At 68.3% G+C, this 25627-nt stretch carries 22 protein-coding genes; 11 read left to right on the top strand and 11 right to left on the bottom strand.

The genetic code is table 11. From position 1 onward, the window contains the following. Window positions 1-114: 114 nt before the first annotated feature. Entirely contained in the window at window positions 115-1794 is a 1680-nt protein-coding gene (locus CYFUS_RS43685; RefSeq protein WP_095990606.1) for an RluA family pseudouridine synthase, read from the top strand. Between the two features lie 164 nt (window positions 1795-1958). After that, complete coding sequence (locus CYFUS_RS43680; protein WP_157758988.1) at window positions 1959-2960, top strand: fascin domain-containing protein; 1002 nt, start codon at window positions 1959-1961, stop codon at window positions 2958-2960. 87 nt (window positions 2961-3047) lie between these two features. Here the strand turns inward: CYFUS_RS43680 and CYFUS_RS43675 are convergent, their stop codons facing one another. Then, window positions 3048-4559: a glycoside hydrolase family 6 protein gene (locus CYFUS_RS43675; RefSeq protein WP_095990604.1), complete on the bottom strand. Its 1512-nt coding sequence runs from the start codon at window positions 4557-4559 to the stop codon at window positions 3048-3050. Window positions 4560-4766: 207 nt separating this feature from the next. Between CYFUS_RS43675 and CYFUS_RS43670 the strand changes: the two genes are divergently transcribed. From CYFUS_RS43670 to CYFUS_RS43650, 4 genes are all read left to right on the top strand, one after another. Further along, complete coding sequence (locus CYFUS_RS43670; RefSeq protein WP_095990603.1) at window positions 4767-6065, top strand: serpin family protein; 1299 nt, start codon at window positions 4767-4769, stop codon at window positions 6063-6065. 187 nt (window positions 6066-6252) lie between these two features. After that, entirely contained in the window at window positions 6253-6864 is a 612-nt protein-coding gene (locus tag CYFUS_RS53495; protein ID WP_232537144.1) for a hypothetical protein, read from the top strand. Window positions 6865-6888: 24 nt separating this feature from the next. After that, the gene (locus tag CYFUS_RS43655; protein ID WP_095990602.1) at window positions 6889-7695 is read left to right on the top strand and encodes an AraC family transcriptional regulator; all 807 of its coding nucleotides are present in this window, start codon (window positions 6889-6891) and stop codon (window positions 7693-7695) included. Between the two features lie 9 nt (window positions 7696-7704). Then, entirely contained in the window at window positions 7705-8088 is a 384-nt protein-coding gene (locus CYFUS_RS43650; protein ID WP_095990601.1) for a terminase, read from the top strand. 51 nt (window positions 8089-8139) lie between these two features. Here the strand turns inward: CYFUS_RS43650 and CYFUS_RS43645 are convergent, their stop codons facing one another. The 4 genes from CYFUS_RS43645 to CYFUS_RS43630 all read right to left on the bottom strand — a co-directional run bounded on the left by CYFUS_RS43645 (window position 8140) and on the right by CYFUS_RS43630 (window position 11244). Beyond that, window positions 8140-8745, bottom strand: a complete 606-nt coding sequence (locus CYFUS_RS43645) for a PIN domain-containing protein (protein WP_095990600.1) — start codon at window positions 8743-8745, stop codon at window positions 8140-8142. Further along, the gene (locus CYFUS_RS43640; RefSeq protein WP_095990599.1) at window positions 8742-9092 is read right to left on the bottom strand and encodes a hypothetical protein; all 351 of its coding nucleotides are present in this window, start codon (window positions 9090-9092) and stop codon (window positions 8742-8744) included. The genes CYFUS_RS43645 and CYFUS_RS43640 overlap by 4 nt, the downstream gene beginning before the upstream one ends. 171 nt (window positions 9093-9263) lie before the next feature. Further along, a complete protein-coding gene (locus CYFUS_RS43635; protein WP_232537143.1) occupies window positions 9264-10028 on the bottom strand; it encodes a hypothetical protein in 765 nt (254 codons plus the stop codon). Window positions 10029-10035: 7 nt separating this feature from the next. After that, window positions 10036-11244: a type II CAAX prenyl endopeptidase Rce1 family protein gene (locus tag CYFUS_RS43630; protein ID WP_095992576.1), complete on the bottom strand. Its 1209-nt coding sequence runs from the start codon at window positions 11242-11244 to the stop codon at window positions 10036-10038. Between the two features lie 125 nt (window positions 11245-11369). Between CYFUS_RS43630 and CYFUS_RS43625 the strand changes: the two genes are divergently transcribed. The 3 genes from CYFUS_RS43625 to CYFUS_RS43615 all read left to right on the top strand — a co-directional run bounded on the left by CYFUS_RS43625 (window position 11370) and on the right by CYFUS_RS43615 (window position 14012). Then, window positions 11370-12056 carry a hypothetical protein gene (locus CYFUS_RS43625; protein ID WP_157758987.1) on the top strand — a complete coding sequence of 229 codons (687 nt, stop codon included), beginning with the start codon at window positions 11370-11372 and terminating at the stop codon, window positions 12054-12056. Continuing rightward, window positions 12053-12655, top strand: a complete 603-nt coding sequence (locus CYFUS_RS43620) for a head protein (protein ID WP_095990597.1) — start codon at window positions 12053-12055, stop codon at window positions 12653-12655. Before CYFUS_RS43625 ends, CYFUS_RS43620 begins: the two co-directional genes overlap by 4 nt. A 112-nt stretch (window positions 12656-12767) precedes the next feature. Further along, window positions 12768-14012: an MFS transporter gene (locus CYFUS_RS43615; protein WP_232537142.1), complete on the top strand. Its 1245-nt coding sequence runs from the start codon at window positions 12768-12770 to the stop codon at window positions 14010-14012. A 12-nt stretch (window positions 14013-14024) separates the two neighbouring features. Here CYFUS_RS43615 and CYFUS_RS43610 read toward each other — a convergent pair whose 3' ends face one another. After that, complete coding sequence (locus tag CYFUS_RS43610; protein WP_095990596.1) at window positions 14025-14834, bottom strand: glycoside hydrolase family 16 protein; 810 nt, start codon at window positions 14832-14834, stop codon at window positions 14025-14027. A gap of 234 nt (window positions 14835-15068) precedes the next feature. Between CYFUS_RS43610 and CYFUS_RS43605 the strand changes: the two genes are divergently transcribed. Then, complete coding sequence (locus tag CYFUS_RS43605) at window positions 15069-17330, top strand: nitric-oxide reductase large subunit (RefSeq protein WP_332468322.1); 2262 nt, start codon at window positions 15069-15071, stop codon at window positions 17328-17330. Window positions 17331-17369: 39 nt separating this feature from the next. Here CYFUS_RS43605 and CYFUS_RS52060 read toward each other — a convergent pair whose 3' ends face one another. The 4 genes from CYFUS_RS52060 to CYFUS_RS43580 all read right to left on the bottom strand — a co-directional run bounded on the left by CYFUS_RS52060 (window position 17370) and on the right by CYFUS_RS43580 (window position 22873). Next, complete coding sequence (locus CYFUS_RS52060) at window positions 17370-18083, bottom strand: Crp/Fnr family transcriptional regulator (protein WP_198316340.1); 714 nt, start codon at window positions 18081-18083, stop codon at window positions 17370-17372. Between the two features lie 11 nt (window positions 18084-18094). Next, window positions 18095-20191 carry a chloride channel protein gene (locus tag CYFUS_RS43590; protein WP_095990593.1) on the bottom strand — a complete coding sequence of 699 codons (2097 nt, stop codon included), beginning with the start codon at window positions 20189-20191 and terminating at the stop codon, window positions 18095-18097. A gap of 141 nt (window positions 20192-20332) precedes the next feature. Continuing rightward, window positions 20333-21355, bottom strand: coding sequence for an acyl-CoA desaturase (locus CYFUS_RS43585; protein WP_095990592.1), 1023 nt, complete (start codon window positions 21353-21355; stop codon window positions 20333-20335). A gap of 84 nt (window positions 21356-21439) precedes the next feature. Continuing rightward, window positions 21440-22873 (bottom strand): TPR end-of-group domain-containing protein, encoded by a 1434-nt coding sequence (locus CYFUS_RS43580; protein ID WP_095990591.1) that lies wholly within the window; start codon window positions 22871-22873, stop codon window positions 21440-21442. A gap of 91 nt (window positions 22874-22964) precedes the next feature. Between CYFUS_RS43580 and dusB the strand changes: the two genes are divergently transcribed. Further along, window positions 22965-23984: a tRNA dihydrouridine synthase DusB gene (dusB, locus tag CYFUS_RS43575; protein ID WP_095990590.1), complete on the top strand. Its 1020-nt coding sequence runs from the start codon at window positions 22965-22967 to the stop codon at window positions 23982-23984. Here the strand turns inward: dusB and CYFUS_RS43570 are convergent. Continuing rightward, window positions 23963-25303, bottom strand: a complete 1341-nt coding sequence (locus CYFUS_RS43570) for a glycoside hydrolase family 1 protein (protein ID WP_095990589.1) — start codon at window positions 25301-25303, stop codon at window positions 23963-23965. The genes dusB and CYFUS_RS43570 overlap by 22 nt on opposite strands. Window positions 25304-25627 lie beyond the last annotated feature (324 nt).

Here is a 25627-nt window from a genome sequence, read left to right as displayed (position 1 = left end):
GATGGGAGCTGGAGTCTATCGGATCCGCCCTTCCTTGGGGGCCACTCCTCCCCAGACCCGCCTGGTTGCTTCGCCGCCTCCCGTATGGGCTCGGTTTCGTGCTAGCGCGGCACCGTGGAGACGTGGTTCACCCCCTTCGAGCCGCAGCCGGCCCCGGACGAGCTTCCCGCGGCCTTTCCGAGTCCTTTCGACGAGCAGGGCCCGCACGCCCTGGCGCAACGGGCCGCGGAGGTGATGCGGGCGGAGCTTCGTTCGGGCTTCGTGGCTCCGGGCGTCCCCACCGGCCCGCTCGAGGGGGCCGAGGGCGGCAAGATGTTCGGGGTACTCGTGGTGCGCGAGCCCGGGGGCCGCATGGGCTTCCTGCGCGCCTTCTCCGGTATGCTCGGGGGCAGGTGGAGCCTGCCGGGTTACGTCCCGCCGCTCTTCGATGCCGAGGCCCGGGCCCGCATCGAATCCCCGGGCGAGGCCGAGGTGAAGCGGCTGCTCGCCCGCGCCGAAGCCTTCCAGTCCTCGTCCGAGCTCGCCGCGCTCCGCGACGCCCACGCGCTCCAGGAAGCGCGCCATGCCCGGCGCAGGGAGGAGCTCCGACTCATGCATGAGGAGCGGCGGCGCTTGCGCCATGCCCGGCGGGCCGAACTCGAGGCCCCGGGAGCGCTCTCCGAGGACGCGCGGCGCCAGGCCCTCCACCGGCTCGATCAGGAGAGCCGGGGCGACAAGGCGGAGCGGCGTCGCGAGGACGCGATCCAGGACGTCGAGCGCCGGGAACTCGCTCCGAGGCTCGCCCGGCTCGAACGGCGGGGACGGGCGCTCGAACGTCTGCGTCACATGTTCTGTCGCGCGCTCATGCGGCGCCTGCACGACACCTATGGGGTGGTCAACGCGCGGGGCGCGCGCCGCCTTCTCCGAGCGCTCTACGCTCCGGGCGAGCCTCCCTCGGGCGCCGCCGATTGCGCCGCCCCCAAGCTGCTCGCCCATGCCTTCGCGCACGGCCTGACGCCCCTGGCGCTCGCCGAGTTCTGGTGGGGCGCGCCGCCGTCCTCGGGCGGCCGCGTCTCGGGGGCCTTCTACGCCGCCTGCCGGGACAAGTGCGGCCCCCTGTTGCCCTTCATGCTGGAGGGGCTCGAGGTCGCGTCTCCCCGGCGTTTCGCTCCTCCCGCCCGCGTGGCCGGGGCGCTGTCCATCGTCTTCGAGGACACCTGGCTCGTGGTGATCGACAAGCCCTCGGGCCTGCTGTCCGTGCCGGGCAAGGACGAGGCGGTGACGGACTCGGTGCTGGCCCGGCTGCGTGCCCGGTATCCCCGGGCCACGGGGCCGCTGCTGGTGCACCGGCTCGACCTGGACACCTCGGGGCTGCTCGTCGCGGCGCTCGATCCGCGCACGCACGCGGCCGTGCAGCGGCAGTTCCTCCACCGTGACGTCCACAAGCGCTACGTGGCCTGGGTGGAGGGCCCGGTCCAGGGAGAGGAGGGCACCATCGATCTGCCCCTGCGCGTGGACCTGAGCGACCGGCCCCGGCAGATCCACGATCCCGTGCATGGCAAGGCCGCCGTCACCCGCTGGCGGGTGCTCGAGCGGACCGGGACGCGCACCCGCGTGGCCTTCTTCCCGCTCACCGGACGGACCCACCAGTTGCGCGTCCACGCGGCGCACCCGCTCGGCCTGGGCGTGCCCATCGTCGGAGACCGCCTCTACGGGCACGAGGACGCGCGCCTGATGTTGCACGCGGAGGTGCTCGAGTTCACGCACCCGGAGACGGGCGGGCGCGTCCACTTCGAGCGGCGGGCACCCTTCTGAGCTCTGCTCGTTCAGTGGTGGGCAATTCTCCATCCTGGGAGGCGCCTCCTTCTTGTTGCTGATTTCACTCCCTGTGTAGCTTCGATGGGAATGGGTGGGGCGTTTTCTCTGAATGAGAGCCACCCAGGTAGATGGCAGATGTCTGGGATTGTCTTGGGGGAACAATGAAAAACTTGAAGATGTGGGCGCTGTGCCTGGTGGTGTGGGGCGGGCTGGTGCCGGGAGTGGGTCTGGCCGCTGGTCTGAAGATTTCCCTCCAGTCGGATGAGGGGACGTACTTCGCGCGCTGCAATGGCTGCCAGAAGAGCGTGGACAACAAGATTCCCGACACTGTCACCACCCACGCCAAGGCGGCCACCGAGCCCTATGCCCAGTTCGAGCTGGTGCTGGTGGGCAACGGGAAGATCGCCCTCAAGGCGGACAACGGCAAGTTCGTGGGGCGTTGCAATGGCTGTATCGTGGGCGGCAAGGTGCCGGACTTCGCGACGGTCCACGTGGCCGACTCGGCCCCGGCGTATGCCCAGTTCACGATCGAGACGCTGGCCAATGGCAAGTACGCGCTCAAGGCCGACACGGGGAAGTATCTGGCGCGCTGCAATGGCTGCTCACCGGACGCCTCGACGCCCAACTCCGTCACCGTGCATGCCACGGACCCCAACAAGGAGGCCTACGCCCAGTGGACGATCGCTCCCATCTTCCCCAAGGGCAGCAAGATTTCCCTCCAGTCGGATGAGGGGACGTACTTCGCGCGCTGTAACGGCTGTCAGAAGAGCGTGGACAACAAGATCCCCGACACCGTCACCACCCACGTCAAGGCGGCCACCGAGCCCTATGCCCAGTTCGAGGTGGTGCAGGTGAACGGTGGGAAGATCGCCCTCAAGGCGGACAACGGCAAGTTCGTGGGCCGCTGCAATGGCTGCATCGTGGGCGGCAAGGTGCCGGACTCCGCGACGGTCCACGTGGCCGACTCGACCCCGGCATATGCTCAGTTCAAGCCGGTGCTGCTCAACAATGGCAAGTGGGGTCTCCAGGCCGACACGGGGAAGTACCTGGCGCGCTGCAATGGGTGCTCGCCGGACGCCTCGACGCCCAACTCCGTCACCGTGCATGCCACGGATCCCAACAAGGAAGCCTACGCCCAGTGGAACCTCGCCTACGTTCCTTGAGCGGAACGGGGTAGGGGCTGCACTCGCATGGACGGGGGCGGCGGCGTCCTGGGCGCCGCCGCCCCGCGTGTGGACGTGCCCGGGGGGCTACGTGCCGTTGATGAGGCGGATGGCGAGGTCGGGGCTGAACTGGCCCGCGGGGATGCCCGGGGCGGTGCCACACGTGCCATCGGAGTCCCCGGGGATCTTCACCCACAAGAGCAGCTCGGCGCCGCCGCCCACCTGGGACGGGGTGCCGAGCTTGCGCCCGGCGGGATTGCACCACTCGCCGTTGGAGCCGTTGCCATTGCGGCTGGTGTCCACCGTGAAGGGCTTGCTGTAGCCATAGCGGCTGGACAGCGCGGCGCTGACGGCGTTGCCGTACGAGATGGACTCGGCGGTGGTGTAGAAGTTGGAGATGTTGCTCACGAAGCCCCGGATGTTGCTCACGCCCGCGGAGTGGAGCCGCTGGGCCATGGTGTCGGCGGCGATCCACCGCGCGTTGCCCGCGTCCAGGTAGGCCCACGTGTTGGGGGCGCGGGTGCGCAGTTGCTCGGTGGCGTAGCGCAGCAGCTCCAGGCGGGTCTGCCGGTTGGCGTCATCGGGCAGGCAGTCGAGCTGGGCGACCGAATCCGGCTCGATGAGGACGATGGCGGGACGGGTGCCGATACCCGACGCGAGACCGGAGATCCACGTCCGGTACGCCTCCGGGCTGCCCGCGCCACCCGACGAGTAGCCGCCGCAGTCGCGGCCGGGGATGTTGTAGGCCACGAGCACGGGCAGCTTGCCGGCGGTCGCCGCCGCGCCGACGTAGCTCGACACCGCCGAGGTGATGTCGCTGTTCCAGTTGCCGAACCAGCGCGCCATCGGCTTGCTCGCGATGGCCGACTGGATGCTGGCGGCTCGCGAGTCGCCGCTGTTGGCCTTCGCCCAGGCCGCGGGGTTGGAGTTGGGGTCCACGTAGAAGCCGTTGGTCATGGCGATGGGTCCCGAGCCACCACCGGTGCCCCCGTCCGTGCCTCCTCCCGTTCCACCGTCCGTCCCCCCACCCGTCCCCGTCGTGAGTGAGATGTCATCGAACCGGAGGGTGCGGGCCGCCGGGCCGCCGAGCTGGAAGGTCACCTGTCCCTGACCCGTGCTCAGGGACGAGGTGAAGGGGAAGGAGTAGCGGCGCGGCGTGGCGTCGACCGTGACCTGCTGGTTCAGCGTCGCGGTGTACGGGGCGACCTCCGTCTGCACCGTGGTGACCAGCGTCCCGGCCGCCGAGGCCGACGCGGTGAAGGACAGGGTGTAGCCCTGCCCGCTCGCCAGGGCGATGCCGCTCTGGCCGACGATCGCGTCCCAGGCGTTGGCGGTGCCGGTGGTGACATCGATCCGCCACTGGGCGTTCTCGACGCGCGATTGCGTGTTGGCGCCATTCCACCAGGGCGCGGTGCTCCCCGCGTTGAAGTTTCCGTTGACGATGAGCTCGGTGAGCGCCGCCGTCTGGCTCGCGGACTCCGTGGGCGACTCCTCGCCCGTGAGGGGTTCGGGCTCCTGGATACAGGCCGAGACGAGGGCCGACGCCAGTGTCAGCGCGGTGGCGAGGAAAGGGCGGAAGGTGGTTCGGCGGAGATTCATGAAAACCTGCCTGTCGGGTTTTAACGTTTAAACTATCGTAACGTTTTTATGTGGGTTATATGGGATGCGTCAAGGCCACAAAATCCACCTCAGAAATTCGAGGGAGGCCCGCGGGAGGCCCTGTAAGCCATTGAAGTCCCTGGTGGGCTGTGCGCGCATGCCTCTTGCTATCTGGCCGTGCGAACACGTTGTCCGAGGGAGGAGCGTATGGTTTCACTGCGTCAGGGATTGAGGGGTCGTCTCACCACCGGGTGGTTGCTCGCGGCTTGTGCCTGCTCGTCCGGAGAACCGCTGGATGACGGGACGGGCTCCGCGGTGGAGGAGAGCGCGCCCGGTGAGTTCATCTCCGCGGGCAAGGAGCGCGTGGCGAACCCCGAGGTCTCCGCTTCGGACCTCGAGGCCGTCGCCGCGGGGAACACCGACTTCGGGGCCGCGCTGTACCGGGAGCTGCGCGAGCCCGGGAAGAATCTCTTCTTCTCGCCGTACAGTGTCTCGCAGGCGCTGGCCATGGTGTACGCGGGCGCGCGCGGGGAGACCGAGCGCCAGCTGGGCCAGGGACTTCGTTTCTCCCTGTCCCAGGAGCGGTTCCATCCGGCCATGAATGCCCTGAACCAGGCGTTGTTCGTCCCCTCGGGTGACACGGGGCAGGCGACGCCGCCCCAGTTCCACGGGGTGAACGCCGCCTGGGGCCAGAAGGGCTTCGCCTTCCAGCCCGGGTTCCTCGACGTGCTCGCCCTGCACTACGGCACGGGCATGCACGTGGTGGACTTCTCCGCCAACTCGTCCGGTATCCGCGAGGACATCAACACCTGGGTCTGGGAGCAGACCGAGGAGCGCATCGAGGATCTGCTGCCTCCCACCGCGGTGACGCCCCTGACGCGGCTCATCCTCGTCAACGCGCTGCACTTCAAGGCCGCGTGGCAGTCTCCGTTCAGGGAGAAGGGCACCCAGGACGCGCCGTTCCATACGCTCGACGGCGCGACCCGGCAGGTGCCGATGATGCAGGGGGGCGGGGCCCGGTACATGAAGGGCGAGGGCTTCGAGGCCCTCGCGCTCGACTACGTGGGGCGCGGCTTCCGCATGCTCATCGTCCTTCCGGACTCGGGCCGGTTCGAGGAGATCGAATCGCGGCTGTCGGCGGACTTCCTGGGTCGTATCCGCGGGGCACTGACGGGTCATCAGGGGGACGTGCACCTGCCGCGCTTCGAGGTGGAGACGTCGGCGTCGCTGATTCCGAAGCTGCGGGAACTCGGCATCCAGGATTTGTTCGACGAGCACGCCGACCTGTCGGGCATGTCGAGTGCCGACCTCGTCGTCTCGTCGATCGAGCACAAGGCCTTCGTGTCCGTGAACGAGAAGGGAACGGAGGCGGCCGCGGCCACGGCGGTGGTGGTGGGACCTCCCTCCCTTCCCGTGCCCTTCATCGTGGACCGGCCGTTCCTCTTCCTCATCGAGCATGTGTCCACCCGGAACGTGCTCTTCCTCGGGCGTTATATGACCCCGTGAGCGGGGGTCCGGTCCCGGAAGGGCGCGGGCGCCTTCGAGGTGGGCGCGCCCGTATTCCCCGGCGCTGATAGGCGGATGTTTTCAGCGCGATGTGGAACTTGTCTTGGCGCTCTCTGCTCCCAGGACGCATCTTTTCCTCCGTGACAGGGCGGTGGGAGCCGCTCCGTCGCGGATGGGAAGGAATGTCATGGTCGCAGCTCTCGTCGGACTGGGTTCGGGTGCGCTCCACGCGGTCTCCGGGCCGGATCATCTGTTGAGTCTGGCGCCTCTGTCGTTGGGGATGCGCCGGAAGGCCTGGCGTGTGGGGTTGCTGTGGGGCCTGGGGCATGCGCTGGGCACGCTCGTGTGCGCGGCGGCCGTGCTGGCGGTGGCCTCGATGTTGGACCTCGAGGTGGTGAGCTCCTGGGGCGACCGCCTGGCGGGAGGGGCACTGTTCGTCATGGGCGTGGTGGGCCTGCGCCGCTGGCGTGCCTCGCGTGCTCCTCCCAAGGACGCCACCCCGGCGAGCAAGGGCGGGGTCTCCGCCTGGGAGGTGCTGTCGATCGGCCTGCTGCATGGCGTGTCGGGCGCCGCGGCGGTGCTCCTGCTGCTGCCCGCGGCGCTCTCCCACTCGGCCGTGTGGAAGGCGCTCTACCTGGGAGGCTTCGCCCTGGGAAGCACGCTGGCCATGGCGGCGCTGACGGCGGCGCTGGCGGCCGGCTCGCGGGCCCTGCCCAGGCCCGAGGCGCTCCTGCGCCATGTGCCGGCGGTGGCCTCGGTGGGCTCGCTCTGTCTCGGGAGCTGGTGGGTGATGGCCTGAGGCGGTTGGAGGTAGCATCGCCGGGTGCGCCTCTCCGACGTGCCCCACCTCCCATTCGGGGGACCTCCGCCGCTCTGGCCGCCCCTGCTGGCCACGCGAGGCCCCGGTGCGCGCAGCACCGGCCATTCCCACCACGCCATGCACCTCGTGTTGGGGCTGGATGGGCCCCTGCGGATGCGGGCCGCCGATACGCCCTGGACGAGCCTGGCCGGCGTGCTGACGGCGCCCGATGTGCCCCACTCCCTGGATGCCGAGGGCCGTCAGGTGCTGCTCGTCTTCCTCGATCCGGAGAGCGAGGCCGGTGCCGCGCTCGCCGCCACCCTGACCGGGCCCTTCCGGGCGCTCTCCACCGCCGAGCGCGACATGCTCGCCCAGGACGCCGAGCCCTCGCGCCTCATGGGTCCCGAGGGCGTGGCGTGGACCCGGCGGGTGGTCGAGATGCTGGGGGCCGGAGTCATTCCGCCTCCCCGCTCCGTCCACCCCCGCGTGCGGCGCGTGTTGCGGCTGTTGCACGCGCTCCCCCCGGGGGAGGACGACTCGCTTGCCACGCTCGCGGCCCAGGTGGGGCTGTCTCCCGGACGGCTGATGCACGCCTTCACCGAGTCCATCGGGCTGCCCCTGCGGCCCTACCTCGCCTGGCTGCGGCTCCAGCGGGCCGCCACCGCCATCGTCTCGGGCATGCCCCTGGGGGAGGCCGCCCAGGCGGCCGGGTTCGCCGACTCCGCCCACATGTCGCGCACCTTCCGGCGCATGCTGGGCATGCCGCCGTCGGCGTTGCGAGGCGCTCGCCGTAGCCAGCTCGTTCAAGACCGGGAGGCCCGGCGCTCGTAGGTTTCCCCCATGATGGAACGCTCCGAGAAACTCCTCCCCTGGCAGTGGAAGCTCTACCCGGACAACCACGCCGCGCGCCGCAACCTGCTGCTGCACGGGGTGTCGGTGCCCGTGTTCCAGCTCGGCACGTTGTGCCTGGTGGCCGCGCCCTTCACGTCATTCGCCTGGGTGTTGCCTGGCGCCGTGGCCATGGTGGGGGCGATGGCGGTCCAGGGTCGCGGTCACCGGATGGAGCGGGTCGCGCCCGTGCCCTTCCGCGGCCCCTTGGACGTGCTCGCGCGCATCTTCGCCGAGCAGTGGGTGACGTTTCCCCGCTTCGTGCTGTCGGGAGGGTTCGCCCGGGCGTGGCGCGCGACGAGTCGTGCATCCGAGGCTCATCAAGCTGGGATTTGAGGACGCCGCCGCGAATGAGGGATGCGGCCTGGATGACGCTCGGGGAGACGGTCAAAAGCCAGAGGGTTGACGACTACCCCATTCCAAGAAGGAACGGGAGCGGCTGAAGAATTTGATGCCACTGGCGACCAATGCGTTTTTCACATCCGGTTGCTCGAAGCTCCTGGTGTTCTCGCTCAGGAACGCCTTGGGCCCCGGGGCGTACTGCTGACTGTGATGGAGGATGGTGTGTAGGATCAGGTTGTCCGTTGGTTCCCCCTCGATCAGTTCGGTCTCCACGGCCTCGAGTAAAATCCGTGGACTCGTGTCGAGCCATGTCGCTTTGGAGGACAGCTCCCGGAGCAACTCGAACATGCGACCCTGGACGTCATTCACGAGTCCGGCGTGTTGGATCTTCGCTTGCTCCAAGCTCATGAGGAGGGAGGAGGCATTGTGCGAGGTGTTGTCACGGCGCAGTTGGCCGATCTGCTGCTCCAACTGGCGGTCGAACTCTTTTCGGCCCTTGATGTCAGCCTCCAGTGCGGAGAAGGCCTCCATGATAGAGATCGTTGGCAGGGCGAGGACGAGGGGCGGGATGGCCTTGAGAAGATCCTGTACGTTTGATTCACGGCCCGTCGCGACGGCCATCAAGAAATTGGTCTCTACGTAGAGAATCACACCCTCGCCTCGGTTTCAGTCGACCCCCCACTGAGCTGTTGCAGCAGCCCGAGCGCCTCCAACTCCGCGGCGGCAGGTGGCACCGGACTCTTCCAGTGATAGGCGAGATCTCTCAGCCACGCGTCCACTAAAGTCGTGAGGTAGGGGCTGAAAATGCGCTTGCTCGCGAACTCCCGGTCGTAGTGCTGGAGGATGTCTCGGGTGCGGAGCGTACAGATGGGGTTGGAGAGATCACCAAAGCCACCACGGAAGATCCGGAGTTCCTCCGGATCGACCCACATGGCGAAAGGGACCTTCTCGCTCGCGGAGAGAAGTGACTCCGGCAGGTGGAACTTGGACCGGCTCACGGCTCTGCTCTTGACCTCGACAATGAGGACACTCCGGTTCTGTCGGTCTCGAACCACCAGATCTGCTTGAGGCCCCATGGAGGAAGCGTGTGTGCCTGGAGGTTGTTTGTCAAGCCGCTCCCAGGAGTGCTGTGCGAGCAGTGGTGCCGAGGGGATGTATGCTTGCTCGCCTCAGACGTCCGCGTCCTGACGCCGCAGCAGCTTGCGCATGGTGGCATGGGTCAGCGAGGCCAGGTTGTCCGGCGTGAAGCGGAACCAGAAGCCCACGTAGCAACCGTTGGTGCGGAAGTCGGGATTGATGGCGGCGTAGGCCTGGGCCGAGGGCCGCTCGAAGTAGGCCGGCGGATAGCGGCCGAGCGTCTCGGGCGTCATGAAGATGCCGACGAAGAAGACGCCGCTCTCCTCGTCGACCTGGAAGTCACTCTCCCGGGCCAGGGCGAGGAAGGCGTCCCGGAGGGCCTGCTGCTCGCGGGTGCGTGGCCGGGGCTGGAAGGGGTGGTAGTGGGCGAGGGCCTCGGTGATGGACACGAAGCCGAACGGGCTGGCGATGGACAGCCGGTAGTGGCGGCTGAGTGGGTGCTGGAGCTTGTCCTGGAAGAAGAACGTCAGGCCGGAGAGCAGGTGCAGGCCTCGCTGGCGGAACGCGGGCTGGATTCGCAGCTTGCCTCCGAAGATGGCGCGGGCGCGGGGCAGGTCGATGGGCCCCGCCTTCCAGAACTGGAAGCCCACCACCGCCTCCGTGTCCTGCCGCCGGAACACATGGACGAGATCGTTGCTCAGGGCGTGCACGCGGAAGTGTTCCTCGTCCTCGGCCATCAGGCCGTTGGCGAGCGCATGCAGTTCGCGAAGGAGCCCGGGGGAGAACTCTTCCCGGGGAATGGTTTCCATCCGCACCGGAGGGTTGTGTCGCGAGAGGCGGAGCAGGTGGGGGAGCATGGCGGGACTACCTGGGGGCGAGCTGGGTGAGCTTCTCGAGGAGGCCCGAGCGCTGGAGCCACAGCATGAGGGTGAAGTTGAGGGTGTTGAAGGCCGCGTGGGCCATCATCACTGAAGGTAGGCGCGTGCGATGGACGAAGACGAGGCCGAACCAGGTCCCGAGCACGGCCGTCTGGACGACGGCGAGGGTGCCCTCGTAGACGTGCCCCAGCCCGAAGAGCACGGCGGCCACGCCCACCGCCACGTACCAGTGGCCCAGCACCACCCGGAGCCTCGGCACGAGGAAGCCCCGGAAGGTGAGCTCCTCGAAGCCGGTGACGAGCACCATCATCAGGGCGAAGGCGGGCACGCCCAGCCCCGTCTCCACGAGCCCGGTGGCCACCTCCTTGCGCGCGGCCATCTCCTTGCCGGACAGGTGGAGGAGCGCGCCCAGGAAGGCCAGGGGCAGGGAGGCGGCGATATGGACGGCATACGTGCCGACGAGCACGGGCAGGCCCCAGAGCAGCTCGCGCCCCAGCCCCTCGCGCACGAGCCCCACCTGGGCGGGCCCCTGGCCATTGCGCCACAGCAGCAGGGCCACGAGCAGGCTCATCCCGAGCGCTCGCACGCACAGCCAGGTCATCGCCTCGCCCTGGAAGGGCCGGGTCTTGGGCGAGGCGGGGCCCACGGGGACGCTCACCTCGCGCGTCTCGCCCGCGCGCTCCAGGGTGAAGCGGAGGGTGGTCGACTGGCCGCCTCCGGCCTCGCTCACGCGCGTCTGGAAGTCCAGCTCGGGCTCGCTCGTGGACAGGGGCGTGCCGTCCACGGCGAGGATGCGATCGCCCACTTGCAGCCGTCCGTCGGCTGGCAGTCCCGGCTTCACGAGGGTGAGCTCGATGCCCGCGCCGGAGGCGGGCCGGGCGTGGCTCACCCCGAGGCGGGGGGGCGGTGTGGGCCGCTCCATGAACCAGGCGCTTCCGAGCGAGGCGCCGAGCGCCAGGGGCCACAAGAGCAGCGTGCCCACGGCCCGTCTCCGCTGTCCCGCACGCCACTGCGTCCAGGGATGCAGCAGGGCGAGCCCCCAGAGGGCCAGCAGGGCCGTGGCGGTGATCAGCGCCCCGCGTCCGAAATCGGCGAGGTTGGCCGGGAGGAACACGGTGGCGAGCACGAGCGCCGCTTCGGCCAGGGCCCGCCTGCGCGAGGGGGCGTTGTCACAGAGGGGCGCGGCGTCTCGCACGATCCATCCCACGGGTAGGGAGCCCGTCGGACGCGGGGGCTCCAGGTGTTTCGGGGCACGCTAGTGGAGAGTCCAGCTTGCTTTCCGCTTTTGCGTTGCCGTCTTGCGTCGGTAGTGTCTTTCGCATGAAACGATCGAACTACAACCTGAGCCTGGGGACGGTGGTCGTCCTGGGGGTGCTCGTGTCCGGCTGCGCATCGGGACCGGCGACTCTGGAGCCGACCAATGACGCGGGCTCCGATGGGGCCGTGGAGATGCCGGGCGGTGGTGTATCTCCAGCCGTTGAAGAACTCAATCGGTACGTGCTCGTCATTCAGGAGACCCCTCGCGGTCGCGTCACGCACGACTGGCGTCCCGTCGAGGAGTTCGACTTGTCGCGACTCGGTCTCCAACCACGCGCTGAAAGGACATCCAGGCGGATCATTCTCGCGGTTGCTCGCCAGCGAGATTGCCATGAGGAATTCAACGACTGCATCGATACGTGTATGGAGCGGCCTCTTTCGGCAGACTACGCGCACATCACCTCGGCTGGAGCCAAGAGGGAGTATTGCGGGAAGGGCTGCTGGCAGCCCTATCGTGACTGCGAGGAATTGCAGAATCTTCGTCCCCGGGAGTTTTCGGCCGCGGCCCCGGCGATTGACTGGTTGAAGCGCCATCGCGACGAAGTCCTGGCGGGAAGCGTTGTCGTGGTCGCGGGAATTGCTTTCATCGTGGCCTTTCCCCCAGGAGCCATCATTGCCTTGATTCCAGTGGCGGTCATGGCTTCATCGGAAGTTGTCCACGAGCCCTCCATCGCGGCGGTGGCGCCGTGACAATTTTTGACCAGATCCTCGAAGCGCAGGAACTCCTCGGCAAGAACCGTGAAAACGCGCAGTCACCGGAGGAGAAGAAGTTGCTTCTCCTCGCCATTGAAGCGCTTTGGTTCGTCTGGAGGAATGGTCAGTCGTATGAGTTCGAGAGCTACCTCAAGGACGTCGAAGCCAACGCCCCCCACCGGGTCATCGCCGCCTTCAACACGCGTGACGAAGCGGACGCCTGGCTCAGGACCCAATCCAAGCCACCCGATCTGGCCCTGGTGCTGATCGCGGACAAATACCACGTCGTCCTCTCTTCTCGTGATGGAACGCGTTGCTCGCTCGTCCCAGCTCCCGATCTTGAATACCACCTCGAGGAGATGATGAGGGACGGCCTGCCTCCAGCGGGGGTGACGTTCAACACGCGTGAGGATGCGGACATCTGGTTCAACGGTCAGGCCGAGCCCCCGGCCCAGACCGTTATACAGATTGGCGGCGAGCACTACCTCGCGGTGTATTACCGGAACATCAATCACCGCGCCCTGTTCCCTTTCTCTCGTGTTGAGCGGCTCCACGAGCGACGCAAGCGGAGAGCGGAGGAAGGGCTGGGAGAATAGACGCGGTCGACTCCACTACGGGCTTTTCCCTACCTGACCCAGGGCCGCCCGCTGTTGACGCCGTTCCTCCCGGGTTCTATAAGTTGGTCGACCAACCAGGAAACAGGGGCCCATGAAGACCGCGCTGAAGTCCTCCATGAAGCTCGGACTGCTCACGAGTCTCTACTTCTCGCAGGGGCTGCCCTTTGGCTTCTTCACCCAGGCGCTCCCGGTGCTCCTGCGCAAGCAGGGCCTGTCGTTGCCAGCCATCGGACTGGCCCACCTGCTCGCGCTGCCGTGGGCGCTCAAGTTCCTCTGGGCCCCGGTGATGGACCGGTACGGCTCGCAGCGGCTGGGACGGCGGCGCGGCTACATCCTCCCGCTCCAGTTCCTGTCGGCGGCGCTGCTCTTGGGGCTCGCCCTGCCCGAGGGGAGCGCGAGCGTGCCCACGCTCCTGGTGGCCATGCTGCTCGTCAACCTGTTGGCGGCCACGCAGGACGTGGCCACGGACGGGCTCGCGGTGGACCTGCTCGAGCCCGAGGAGCTGGGCTGGGGCAACGGCATCCAGGTGGCGGGCTACCGGGTGGGGATGATTGTCGGCGGCGGGTTGATGCTGCTCATCTTCGATGCGCTGGGCTGGCGGCCCACCCTGGTGAGCCTGGGAGTGCTGCTGCTCGTGGCCACGGTGCCGGTGGCGCTCTTCCGTGAGTCCCCCTCGCGCGAGCCGCGGAGCGCGGAGGGGAGCCTGGGGCGCTGGCTGCGCGAGGCCCTGCTCTACTGGGTGCGCCGCCCGGGTGCCGGCACGTGGTTCATCCTGCTCGTGCTCTTCAAGGCGGGGGAGAGCCTGGCGACGGGAATGCTGCGCACCTTCCTGGTCGACGCGGGGCTGGGCCTGTCTCAGGTGGGCTGGATGCTCGGGTTCGTGGGTTTCACCACCGGGCTGCTCGGCGCGCTCGTGGGAGGGGCACTCGTCCATCGGCTGGGGCAGCGGCGCGCGCTGCTCGTCTTCGGCACCCTTCAGGCCGGTGCGGTGCTGCTCTATGCCCTGGCCGCGAGTAGGGGGGCGGGCCTCGCGGTGCTCACGCTCGTGTGTGGCGTGGAGCACCTCACCAGTGGCATGGCCACCGCGGCGCTCTTCACGGGGATGATGGGCCTGTGCCGCGCGGAGCACGCCGCGTCCGACTACACGGTGCAGGCCTCGCTCGTCGTCATGGCCACCGGAGGCGCCGCGGCCGTGAGTGGCTTCAGCGCCCAGGCGCTCGGCTACGCCTGGCACTTCACGCTCGCGGCGGCCCTCTGTGGCGTGGCGGTGGCCTGGGTCGCGTTCACCTTCCCCGCCCCCCGGAGGCTCGTCTCCAACCCTCCGGGTTCACCGTGACGATCGGCCCGATTACTGGGGAATGAACTGGAAGTCGCGGATGATGATCTCGACGTTCTGGCCATTCGAGGGCGGCGCCCCGAAGCACCACAGGTTCATGCCCAGCGGCAGGGCCTGCTGGGGAATGTTCGTGGTGGGGCTCGACGGCGCGTAGGTCCAGCTCTTGATGAGGCCGCTGGTGTCCCCGTTCGCCTTGAAGCCCTCCTGCAACGAGAACGCGATGTTGCCGCTCTTCCAGACGAAGGTCGAGGTCGTGTAGGTGCTTCCCAGGGTGAAGTTGAAGGTGCTCGAGCCGACCGTTGTCCCCGAAGCGGGATAGATGGTCCAGTTGCCATTGGGCCAGGCGGAATTGCCCCAGCGGGCGTACTCGATGTCGATCTCGTTGGTGCCGTCCCCGCCGATCCCCCCGGCGGGGCCGTAGGGGAACAGCCCCAGCACGACGTTCTTGTCCAGCTTGTCCACCGGGCCGTCGATCTGCCACCGGTAGGTGCCAAAGCCGAGCTTGCTCGTCGTGAACAGCTCGGCGGCCGTCCACGAGCTACCGGATTTGGTGATCTTCAGGTGCAGGTAGCCATTCGCATCCACGAAGACGTTGCTGGGGCTGCCGGGGGCAACGCCGGCCATGCCTCCGTTCGTGACCCGCCACGTATATCCCTTCCAGGAAATCGTGCTGGCGGCCTCCGCGGCGAGCTGATCCGTGGACTCCGGGCTGCTCTTCGCGTCTGACAACTCTCCCGGGCCGCAGGAGGACAAGAGCAACCCGGCGAGGGTACCCATCACGCACCCCAACGCCTGCTTCTTCACGACACCGAGGATATTCATTCCATCTCCTTGGAAAGAATCTTTTTCGAGGAACAGCAGAACTGTCATCCAGAGTAACCCAGATTAATCGATGGAAGGACCTCAATCAAGGTAATTCAAGGAAAAGCCATCTGGTTGGGCTTCCAAGTTCGAGGGGTGTTTGACGCAGCGCAAGGAACGCGTGCCCCGGCCCTGCTATCCCCGGTGCAATCACTGGTGAAAGGGAATGAACCGATGAGGTACTTCAGGCTTTGGATGGCCTTTCTGGCCGTGATGTTGAGTTCGTTTTTCGTCCTCGGCTACTACGGCCGGGAAATCTACCGGAAGGCCCCGCCCATACCCGAACAAGTCGTCACGGCTGGCGGGAAGGTCCTCTTCACCGGACAGGACATCCGCGACGGTCAGAATGTCTGGCAATCCATGGGTGGGCAGGAGGTGGGCAGCATCTGGGGGCACGGCGCCTACGTCGCTCCGGACTGGACCGCGGACTGGCTCCATCGCGAAGCGACGTGGCTGCTCGACCATTGGGCGAAGGCCGAGAAGGCGAGGCCCTACGCGGAGCTCGACGCCGAGACCCAGGCCGTCCTGCGTGAGCGCCTGAAGAAGGAGCTGCGCACGAATACGTACGAGCCCTCGACCGGTTCCCTCTCCGTCTCATCCCTTCGCGCCGAGGCCATCCAACAGGTCGGGGCGCACTACACGGCGCTCTTTGGAAATGATCCGGCGCTCGATGCGCTTCGGGATGCCTACGCCATCCGGAGGAACACCCTCGAGGATCCCGAGCGCCAGCGGCGGATGAATGCGTTCTTCTTCTGGGCGGCCTGGGCCACGTCCACGAATCGCCCCGGGGAGCCAATCACCTACACCAGCAACTGGCCGCCGGAGGAGCTCATCGAGAACCGTCCCACGGGCTCGATGGTCGTCTGGTCGGTGGCGAGCTTCGTGCTGCTCCTGGCCGGTATCGGCGCGATGGTCTGGTACCTCGCGCGTGTCAACCACCAGAACGCTCTCGAGGCGCCGCATGTGCTCCCGGAGAGCGATCCGCTTTTCGAGCTCCAGCCGACGCCGTCGATGCGCGCGACCTTGAAGTATTTCTGGGTCGTCGCCGCCTTGATCGTCGTGCAGGTCCTGCTCGGCGCGATCTCCGCCCATTATGGCGTCGAGGGTAGTGGCTTCTACGGCATCCCGTTGGATCGCTGGCTGCCCTACTCCGTGACGCGCACCTGGCATACGCAGCTCGGCATCTTCTGGATCGCGACCGCCTGGCTCGCCACCGGGCTCTTCATCGCACCCGCGGTCTCCGGCCACGAGCCCCGGTTCCAACGCCTGGGCGTGAACTTCCTCTTCGTCTGTCTGTTGATCATCGTCGTCGGCTCGATGGCCGGGCAGTGGCTCGGCATCGCGCAGAAGCTCGGGCTCGAGACGAACTTCTGGTTCGGGCACCAGGGTTATGAATACGTGGACCTGGGACGGTTCTGGCAGATCTTCCTCTTCGTGGGACTCTTCGTGTGGTTGGCCCTGATGGGACGGGCGCTCTGGCCCGCCGTCGCGCGGCCGAGCGAGAACCGGCACCTGCTCGGTCTCTTCTTGATTTCGTCCCTGGCGATCGCCGCCTTCTACGGAGCGGGTCTGATGTGGGGCCGTCAGACGAACCTCGCCATCGCGGAGTATTGGCGGTGGTGGGTCGTGCACCTGTGGGTCGAGGGGTTCTTCGAGGTCTTCGCGACGGTCGTCATCGCGTTCCTCTTCACGCGAATGGGTCTGCTGCGGGTGGCGAGCGCGACGACCGCGGTGCTCTTCTCGACGGTGGTGTTCCTGACGGGTGGAATCCTCGGCACCTTCCACCACCTCTACTTCTCGGGCACGCCGACGGCGGTCCTGGCGCTCGGAGCCACGTTCAGCGCGCTCGAGGTGGTGCCGCTCGTGCTGATCGGCTTCGAGGGTTACGAGAACCTGAGCCTGACGTGGGCCCGGCCGTGGATCCAGCAGTACAAGTGGCCCATCTTCTTCTTCGTGTCCGTGGCCTTCTGGAACCTGGTGGGGGCGGGCCTGTTCGGCTTCTTCATCAATCCTCCCATCGCGCTCTATTACATGCAGGGATTGAACACGACGGCCGTTCATGGCCATACCGCGCTCTTCGGCGTGTACGGCATGCTGGGCATCGGACTCATGCTCTTCTGTCTGAAGGGTCTGGACGTCGGAGGCGTCTGGAACGCGGGCGCGGTCCGGTTCGCCTTCTGGGCCATCAACATCGGGCTCGCGCTGATGGTCCTGTTGAGCTTGTTGCCCATTGGTCTGCTTCAGACCTGGGCGAGTGTCGAGCACGGCATGTGGTACGCGCGCTCGGCGGAGTTCCTGCAAACGGGCCTCATGGCCAGACTGCGGTGGATGCGGGTCGTCGGTGATACGGTGTTCGCGCTTGGAATCCTCGCGCTCGGAGGGTTCGTGCTCGGACTGAAGATGGGCTGGTCCACCTCCTCCAGCGCTGCCCGGAGGGTGGACTCGCGGACCGCGTGACCCGGAGGGCGTCGAGTCCTGGCGGAGGGCTGCCGGGACTCAGCCCACGTCTTCCTCGGCGATGCGGTGCAAGGCGTCCGGCTCGGTGAGGGTGATGGACTGTCTGCCGAGCAGGACCCAGCCATTCTTCTTCCACTGGTTGAGAATCCGGCTCACGGAGAACAGGGTGGTGCCGATCATCTCCGCGAGCTCCTCGCGCGACAGCGTGAGCTCCAGCACGATGGCTCCGTTGAGTCCTGGCCTTCCGACTTGGAGGGCGAGCTTGGAAAGCGCGCGCGCGAGACGCCGCTCGGTCCGTTCCGCGGCGAGCTCGCCGAAGCGCTCCTGCATCTCCCGAAGGCGGCCGTAGAGGATGCGAAGACCGTTGCGCGCGAGGCCTGGAACCTCGAGGAAGAGCTGGTCCAGTGTCTTGCCTTCCCAGCCCATCACGACGGAGGGGCGCTCGGCCTTCGCGGTCGCGGGATAGGTGGAGATCTCCAGGGCGGAGATGAGCGCGAGGAGTTGCCCCGGCCCGAGGATCCGGAGAAAGGTCCGGGCTCCGTCGGCCGTGACCTGGGTCAGCTTGAGCTGCCCCGAGAGGACGAGGTAGGTCGACGAGGCGGAGTCGGCCTGATGGAAGAGGACGGCGCCTTTTCTCAGTTTCAGGGTGTGGGCTTGCGCGATGACGAGGTCGAGGTCGCTCGTGCTCAGCCCCCGGCAGAACAGGGATTGTTCGAGGGTGTGCCGGTCCTGGGGGTTCTTGAGAATCGCCACCAGCGCGTTCCTCAGTTGCGGATTTCCGTCGGCGCCACGAGGTGCTCCGGCTCGGGCTGGGTTCGCTGGCTGGTGTGGTGCGAGTTGAGGAAGCGCCGCACGCGGGTGCGTGTGAGCAGCCCGCAGGTCTGTCCACCGGGAGGCCCCTGGACGGGCAGGGCGTCCACGTCCTCCTGGTCCATCAGGAAGAGCGCCTGCGCCAGGTCCGTGTCCGGGGACAGCAGGGGCACCTTGCGCGCCACGTCGCTCGCGACGAGCACGGGGTAGAGCGTCTCGTCGCGCCAGATGTCCTGGAACTGGTCCGCCTGGACGATGCCGTAGAGCTTGCCCTCGCCATCGAGCACGGGGAGCGTGCCGTTCTCGGTGGTGAACACCTGGTCCATCAGCGGGCGCAGGTGCATGTCGGCGGGCACCGGCGCCAGCTCGCGCATCAGCGCGCGCACGGGCGTGGTGGACAGGAGCTCCGCGTCCGTCTGCGACTTGGGCGCGCGGCGCTCGATGAGGTAGTGGCAGAGCGCGGAGGAGATGGTGCACGTCACCATGAGCGGCAGGATGATGGCGTGGTTGCCGCTCAGCTCGTAGAGCATCATCATGCCCGTGAGCGGTCCGCGGGTGAGCGCCGCCATGGCGCCGCCCATGCCCACGATGGCGTAGGCGCCACTGGGCCCGGTGCTGGTGGGAAAGAAGTAGTGCACCACGGTGCCGAAGGCGCCCCCGAGCATGGCCCCCATGAGCGCCGACGGGAAGAAGGTGCCGCCCGAGCCGCCCGAGCCCAGGGTGATGGCGGTGGCCACGAGCTTCACGATGCACGCGGTGACGAGGAAGACGAGGCTCAGCTGCCCGATGGCCGCCAGGTTGATGTAGTCATGCCCGCTGCCCCACACGGTGGGGCTGAGCATGGCGAGCACGCCCGAGCACAGCCCGCCGAGGGCCGCTCGCTTGGACAGCGTGCGCTGGCCGAGCCACGCCGACAGCCGTCCCTCGAACCGGCCGCCGAAGAAGTCCTCCGAGTGGTGCAGCAGCCGCACGAAGGCATACGCGAGCAGCCCGCAGAGCAGCCCCAGCCCCACGTAGCAGATGACCTCCCAGCCGCTCACCATCTGGTAGCCGAGCCGGTGGATCATCGACTCGGTGCCCACGGTGCCCCGGCCCACGAGCGTGCCCGCCACGCTGGCGAGGATGATGGGCGAGAAGACGCGCAGCTCGAACTCGCGCAGGATGATTTCCATCGCGAACACGGCGCCGGCGATGGGGGCGTTGAAGGACGCGGCGATGCCCGAGCCCGCGCCGCAGGCGAGCAGGATGGCCAGCTCGCGCCGGGAGAAGCCCAGGGTGCGGCCCACGGTGGAGGCGAACGCGGCGCCGCCATAGACGATGGGGCCTTCGCGCCCGGCCGAGCCTCCCGTGCCGATGGTGATCGCGCTGGCGACGAGCTTGAGCAGCCCGAACCCGCCGGGCAGTGCCTGGTTGCCCTTCACCGCCTTGACCACCTCGGGCAGGCCGTGGCCGCGGGTGTCCGGGTAGTCGCGCAGCAGGCGGCCCACCGCGAGCCCACCCAGGGTGGGCATCAGCAGGAAGATCCACCAGGGCAGATGGGTGAGCACCTCGGTGGTTTCGTGGCCGTGGTTGAAGACGCGGTTGAGCGCGGTGAGCGCCACCAGAGGGTAGTAGAGGGCGAGCGCGCCGAGCACCAGCAGGGCGAGCAGGCGCAGCCGGCGCTTCACCTCGTCACGCGGGCCTCCGGGCTCGATGATGCGCGCGAGCAGCAGGGCGCCCAGCGCCAGGGGCGCGCCGATGATGGCGTACTCCAGGTGCCAGCGTGCCGTGCTCAGCATGTCCCAGACGGACAGCAGCATGCGCGAGCCGGGCTGCCGCATGGCATCCATCAGCCAGGCCACGTTGAAGGCGGCGCCGCGGATGACGCCAATCAGGTTGGAGAAGATGCCCGCGGCCAGTCCGCTGTACAGGCCCACCACCGCTCCGGCCACCGGCAGCACCGAGGGGCCTGGAAGGCGGATCCGGTTGAAGGCCTGCAGGGACGCATGCGTGAAGCGCTCCAGCTGCGCGCGCAACGCGAATCGGGAAACCGGCGGGGGCTCGTCCTTCATTGGTGTTCCCAATAAACGTCCACCCCCCGGTGGTTTCAAGGTGCTTTGCCTCGAAAGGAACACTCTCCTCGGGCAAGGGGGGAGACGAGCGCTGGACGGGAAGGACGTGGGCCGTCCAGAGGTGTAGGCGAGCCGCCTACCTCACGGCTTGAGCAGGCCCTGGGGCTCCTGGGCGGAGGGCAGGCTGTCGGCCGCGGCGGCGAGGGCCTCGCGGACCTTCTCCTCGGCGGCCTTGACCTTCTGCTCGGCGGCCTTCTTGCGGGCGGCCAGGGGAGCGGACCAGGAGAAGAGGGGGGCGTTGAGCGCGGCGCGCTCCTCGGGGGTGTACTTCAGGTAGACGTTCTTCACCTGCTCGGAGGGGGTGCGCAGCTTGCTCACCAGCCCCACCCAGGAGAGCGCCTTGAGGGAGTAGTAGCTCAGGTCCACCTCCCACCAGAACCAGCCCTGGTTGGCGGTGTTCTGGTAGTAGTGGTGGTTGTTGTGCCAGCCCTCGCCCAGGGTGATGAGCGCGAGCAGCCAGTTGTTGCGGCTGGTGTCCGTCGTCTTGTAGCGGCGCGAGCCGAACACGTGGCTGAGCGAGTTGATGGTGAAGGTGCCGTGGTAGAGCAGGGTGGTGCTCACGAAGAAGCCCCACACGAGCATCGAGAAGCCACCGAGGAAGTAGAGCGCCACGGCGAGCAGCACCCCGGGCAGCGCGTGCAGCTTGTTGAGCCACACCAGCTCCGGGAAGCGCGCGAAGTCCTTGATGTGCTCGTAGCGCGTCTCGCCGTACTTGTCGCAGATGATCCACCCGACGTGGCTCCACCAGAAGCCCTTCTGCAGGGGCGAGTGGATGTCCTGCTCCTGGTCCGAGTAGCGGTGGTGGTGGCGGTGGTGCGCCGCCCACCACAAGGGCCCCTTCTGCAGGGCCAGCGTGCCCACGAGCGCGAGGAAGAACTGGAAGCCGCGGCCCGCCTGGTAGGCGCGGTGGCTGAAGTAGCGGTGGAAGCCCGCGGTGATGCCCCACATGCGCAGCACGTACAGCCCCACGCACACGGCCACGTCCACCGGCCGCGCCCCCGTGACGAACACGAAGAGGCACATCAGGTGCATGCCGATGAAGGGGATGGATGCCACCCAGTTGATCTTCTCGTCTTGAACGGACGCGGGAGAGGAAGCAGTCAAGGGAGCCCTCGGACCAGGAGTCAGACCGAGCCGGAAGGTGCTCAGTCTCGAGCCCCATCAACACTCCCGCGTGTCATGGCCGTGTCAGGCGGGGAGAGATTTCCGCAGCTCCCCGAGCCAGCGTTCGAAATCCGGATGCCCGTGCAGCGGGGCCAGGTCCTCGTCGGACGCCGCGTAGTGCACGTCCTGGAAGCCCAGCTCCGTGGCTCGCCGCAGCATGCGCACCGCGTCGAGCGGATGACGCGCCCGGGCATGGGCGCAGGCCGCGTCATAGGCGAGGCGCGCGCCCGGAGCGTGCTCGAGTCCCGCCTCGGCGATCGCCGCCGCCTCCGAGTAGGCCCCGCGCGTGAAGAGGGGACGCCCGGCGCACAGGAACGCCGTCTCGGCCTCCACGCCGGGCAGGCGCAGGGCGCTGTGCACCTGCGCGGCGCGGATGAGCGAGCCGGCGTACTCGTGCAGCACCGTGCGGTCGCGCGTCTCGTTCCAGGCCATCTCCCACAAGGCGAGCGCCCGGGGCTCGTCGCCCACCAGGGAGAAGGCCGCCGCCACGGCGTGGGTCTCCACCGGCTGGCGCCTCGCCTGGGAGAAGTGAGTGAGCGCCAGGCGCCCCTGGCCCTCCTTGAGGGCCACCCAGCCGAGCAGATGGTGCGCGCGCGCGACGAGCTCCGAGGTGGCCTCCCCGGCCTCCAGCACGCGTGCGCCCCGCTGCCGCGCCTCGTCCAGCCGCCCGTGGTCGAGCGCCGCCCGGGCCTGGTTCAGTTCCTCGACGAGAGGCCGCGGCGCCATGCCCGAGGACACCTGGAGCTCACCCCGCGCGGCGGCCAGCAGCAGCCGCAGGGCCTGCAGGCCGTAGAGCCCGAAGAGGATGCCGAGCACGGGCGCATGGCCGAGCCCGTAGGCGAGCAGGGCCACGCACAGCACGAGCGCGAGTCCCTGCGCGAACAGGAAGCCCGCCTTGCCGAACAGGCGCGTGGCCAGGGCGCTCACGAGCACGCCCCCGTCGAGGCTGGGCACGGGCAACAGGTTGAAGAGGCTCCAGAGGATGTTGGTGGCGAAGAGCCCGTCGAGCAGGAAGCGCGCCACCTCGGCGCCGGGGGACACGCCATGGTGCCACAGGACCAGGGCGCCCAGCCCCACGAGCAGTCCGGCGAGCGGCCCCGCGGCGGTGGTCATCACGTGTTGATGCCACGGCAGCGGCGAGCGGCCCCGGGGGCGGGTGTGGCCTCCCAGCCAGACGAGCTGGATGCCGGGCCGGTGGCCGAAGGCCCGGAGCATGAGCGCGTGGCCCGCCTCGTGGACGAACACGGTCACGGAGACGATGCCCATCCAGGCGAGCGCGACGAGCAGCGCCGTGCGGGTATAGTCCGGGCCGCCCGCGTCCTGGAGTTCACGGTAGGGCCAGGCGCCCGGGTCTCCCCCTGGCAGATCCCTCGCCAGCAGGGTGCCCAGGAGCGCGGAGAAGAGCAGGTGCGAGAAACGGATCTCGACGGGGATGTCTCCGAGCCGGAAGCGCAGCATGGGGCCGAACCTTAACCAAAGGCCCGCGCGCGCGCAGTGCCCGGCCGCCCCTGGAACAATCCATTCAATCCGCTAGGTTCTCGCCCCCATCATGCCGCGTCTCGGTCCCTACACCCTGCCCAACCCCTACATCCTCGCCCCCATGGCGGGGGTGAGCGAGATGCCGTTCCGCGTCATCGCCTTCCAGTTGGGCGCGGCGCTCTGTCCCACCGAGCTGGTGAGCTCCCAGGGCCTCATGCGCGCCAACCAGCGCACCCTCAAGTACCTCCGTTTCAATCCGGAGGTGGAGCGGCCCTACAGCCTGCAGATCTTCGGGGGAGAGCCGGAGGCCATGGTGCGCGCGGCGCTCGTGGGCAAGAGCCATGGGGCGCAGATCATCGACATCAACATGGGCTGCCCCGTGAAGAAGGTGACGCGCAACGGCGCGGGCAGCGCCCTCTTGTGCGAGCCGGAGCGGGCGGCCACGCTGGTGCGCGACATCCACGCGGCCACCGGCCTGCCGGTCACCTGTAAAATCCGCTCGGGCTGGGACGAGCACCAGCGCAACTACCTCCAGGTGGCCCACGCGCTCTTCGACGCCGGGTGTGCGGGGCTCGCCATCCATCCGCGCACCCGCGCCCAGGGCTACTCGGGCCAGGCGGACTGGCGTGTCATCGCCGACCTCAAGCGGCACTTCCCGGACCGGCCCATCATCGGCAACGGCGACGTGAAGACGCCCGCGGACGCGCGGCGGATGCTGGAGACCACGGGGTGTGACTTCGTGATGGTGGGCCGCGGGGCGCTGGGCAACCCGTGGCTCTTCCGCGAGCTGCTCGGCGGCGCGCCTCCGGAGCCCGAGGAGCGCTGCGAGGGGGTGCTCCGCCACTTCGCCGCCCACCTGGACTTCGTGGGCGCGGGGCTGGAGCTCGCCGCGGTGCGCTCCTTCCGCAAGCACCTGGCCTGGTACGGCCATGGCCTGCGCGGCGCCGCCCTCTTCCGCTCCGAGGTCAACCAGCTCGACTCTCCCGACGAGGTGCGCGACGCGGTGCGCCGCTTCTTCGGCTCGGCGAGCGCGGACCCCGAGGGGCCCGGCGAGGAGCAGGACGTGGACTACCGCGCCGCGCTCGGCTGAACGATGAGGTTGGGCGGGGCCACGGGGCTCGGCGGGACGAGGCTCGGCAGCCGCCGCGTGGTGGCCACCTCCCGGTAGAACTGGCAGGCGGGGGTGGGGCGGCGCTCGAGCGTCTCGAAGTCCACGTGGTACAGGCCGAAGCGCGGCCCCCAGCCCTCGAGCCACTCGAAGTTGTCCAGGAGGCTCCAGTAGAGGTAGCCGCGCACGTCCACGCCCTCGGCGCGCGCGGTGAGCACCTGCTCCAGGTGCTCGCGCAGGTAGGCCGGGCGGCGCTCCCCGCCGCGGTCATCGATGCCGTTCTCCGTCACCCACACCGGCAGCCCGTAGCGCTTGAGCTCGCGCAGCACCTGGCCGAAGCCCTCGGGCCATACCTCCCAGCCGATGTCCGTGAGGCCCCGGCCGTGTTTGTCGCGGAACTGGAAGGAGAGGAACGGGGCGCGCGGCAGGAAGCGCAGGTGGGCGCGCGTGTAGTAGTTCACTCCGATGAAGTCGCACGAGTCCTTCGCCCCGGGGATGTCCTGCTTCGTGGAGCCGATGCCGGGCATGTTCACCCGGAGCTTTCCGGACACCAGCGCCTCGTGGAAGGAGTGGTTGTAGGCCTGGGCGCCCAGGCGCACGAGCGCGCGATCCAGGGGATTCCACGAGCGGTCCGGCGCGAAGGCGAGCGTGTTCTGCGAGATGCCGATCTCCACGTGGCCGAGCGCCGCCTGGAGCTCCTCGCGCGCGGCCACGTGGGCGCGTACCATGTTGCCCAGGGCCGCCATCGTCTTCGCCCCGTCGCAGATGCCCGGCGGCATCAGGCCCTGCAGGTAGCCGCCGAGCAGCAGCACCATGGGCTCGTTCAGCGAGATGACGAGCGCGTCCAGTCCCCGGAGGATGGGGGCGCAGGCGCGCACATAGGCACGGAAGGCCTCGACGCTCTGGGGCTGGTGCCAGGGGGTGTCGCGGTGGAACCACGTGGGGTGGGTGAAGTGATGGAGCGTCACCACCGGCCGCAGGCCCCGGGCCTTCATCTTCAAGAGCCGCTCACGGTAGGCCTCGAGCACCGCGCCGTCGATGCGCCCTCGCTCCGGCTCGATGCGCGCCCACTCCAGCGACATGCGGAAGGCGCTCGCGCCCACGTCCAGCGCCAGGCCGTAGTCCTCCTCGTAGCGGTTCCAGTGGTCCACGCCCCGGCCGCAGCGCACGTGCGGTTCCTTCAGCTTTCCGGCCCGCTCCCACTCGGCCCAGTCGTTCTCGATGCCACCCTCCACCTGGTACGCGGATGTGGCGACACCGAAGGTGAAGGAGTCAGGAAAGGTTCTCACGTGAGCATTCATCGCGAAGGCAACGGTAAGCACGTACGTGCCCGCTCGCACTGCCGAACTCCGCGAAGTTCGCGCCGTTTCTCGCGCGAGTGCGCGCGGGGCGACACTGCCTCGGGCCCCGAGGGCACGTCCGGAACGCGGCGGAGGCCGGAAAATCGGCTCCGGAGCGCCGGAGCCACCGCCTGTAGCACCGTCCGGAGGGCCCTGATCGCGCGCGAGATGCCGAAAAATCGGCTCGCCACGCGTTGCACTACATCACCATGCGTTGACACACTGGCAAGGCATCTCTACTCTTCACCACAAGCACTCCCCATGCGAGTGCAGGCCCCACTCCTA

The sequence above is a fragment of the Cystobacter fuscus genome, assembly GCF_002305875.1.
In the GTDB taxonomy this organism is placed as follows: domain Bacteria; phylum Myxococcota; class Myxococcia; order Myxococcales; family Myxococcaceae; genus Cystobacter; species Cystobacter fuscus_A.
The sequence above is the reverse complement of the archived record's forward strand: the minus strand, read 5'-3'. Positions and strand labels throughout refer to the sequence as shown.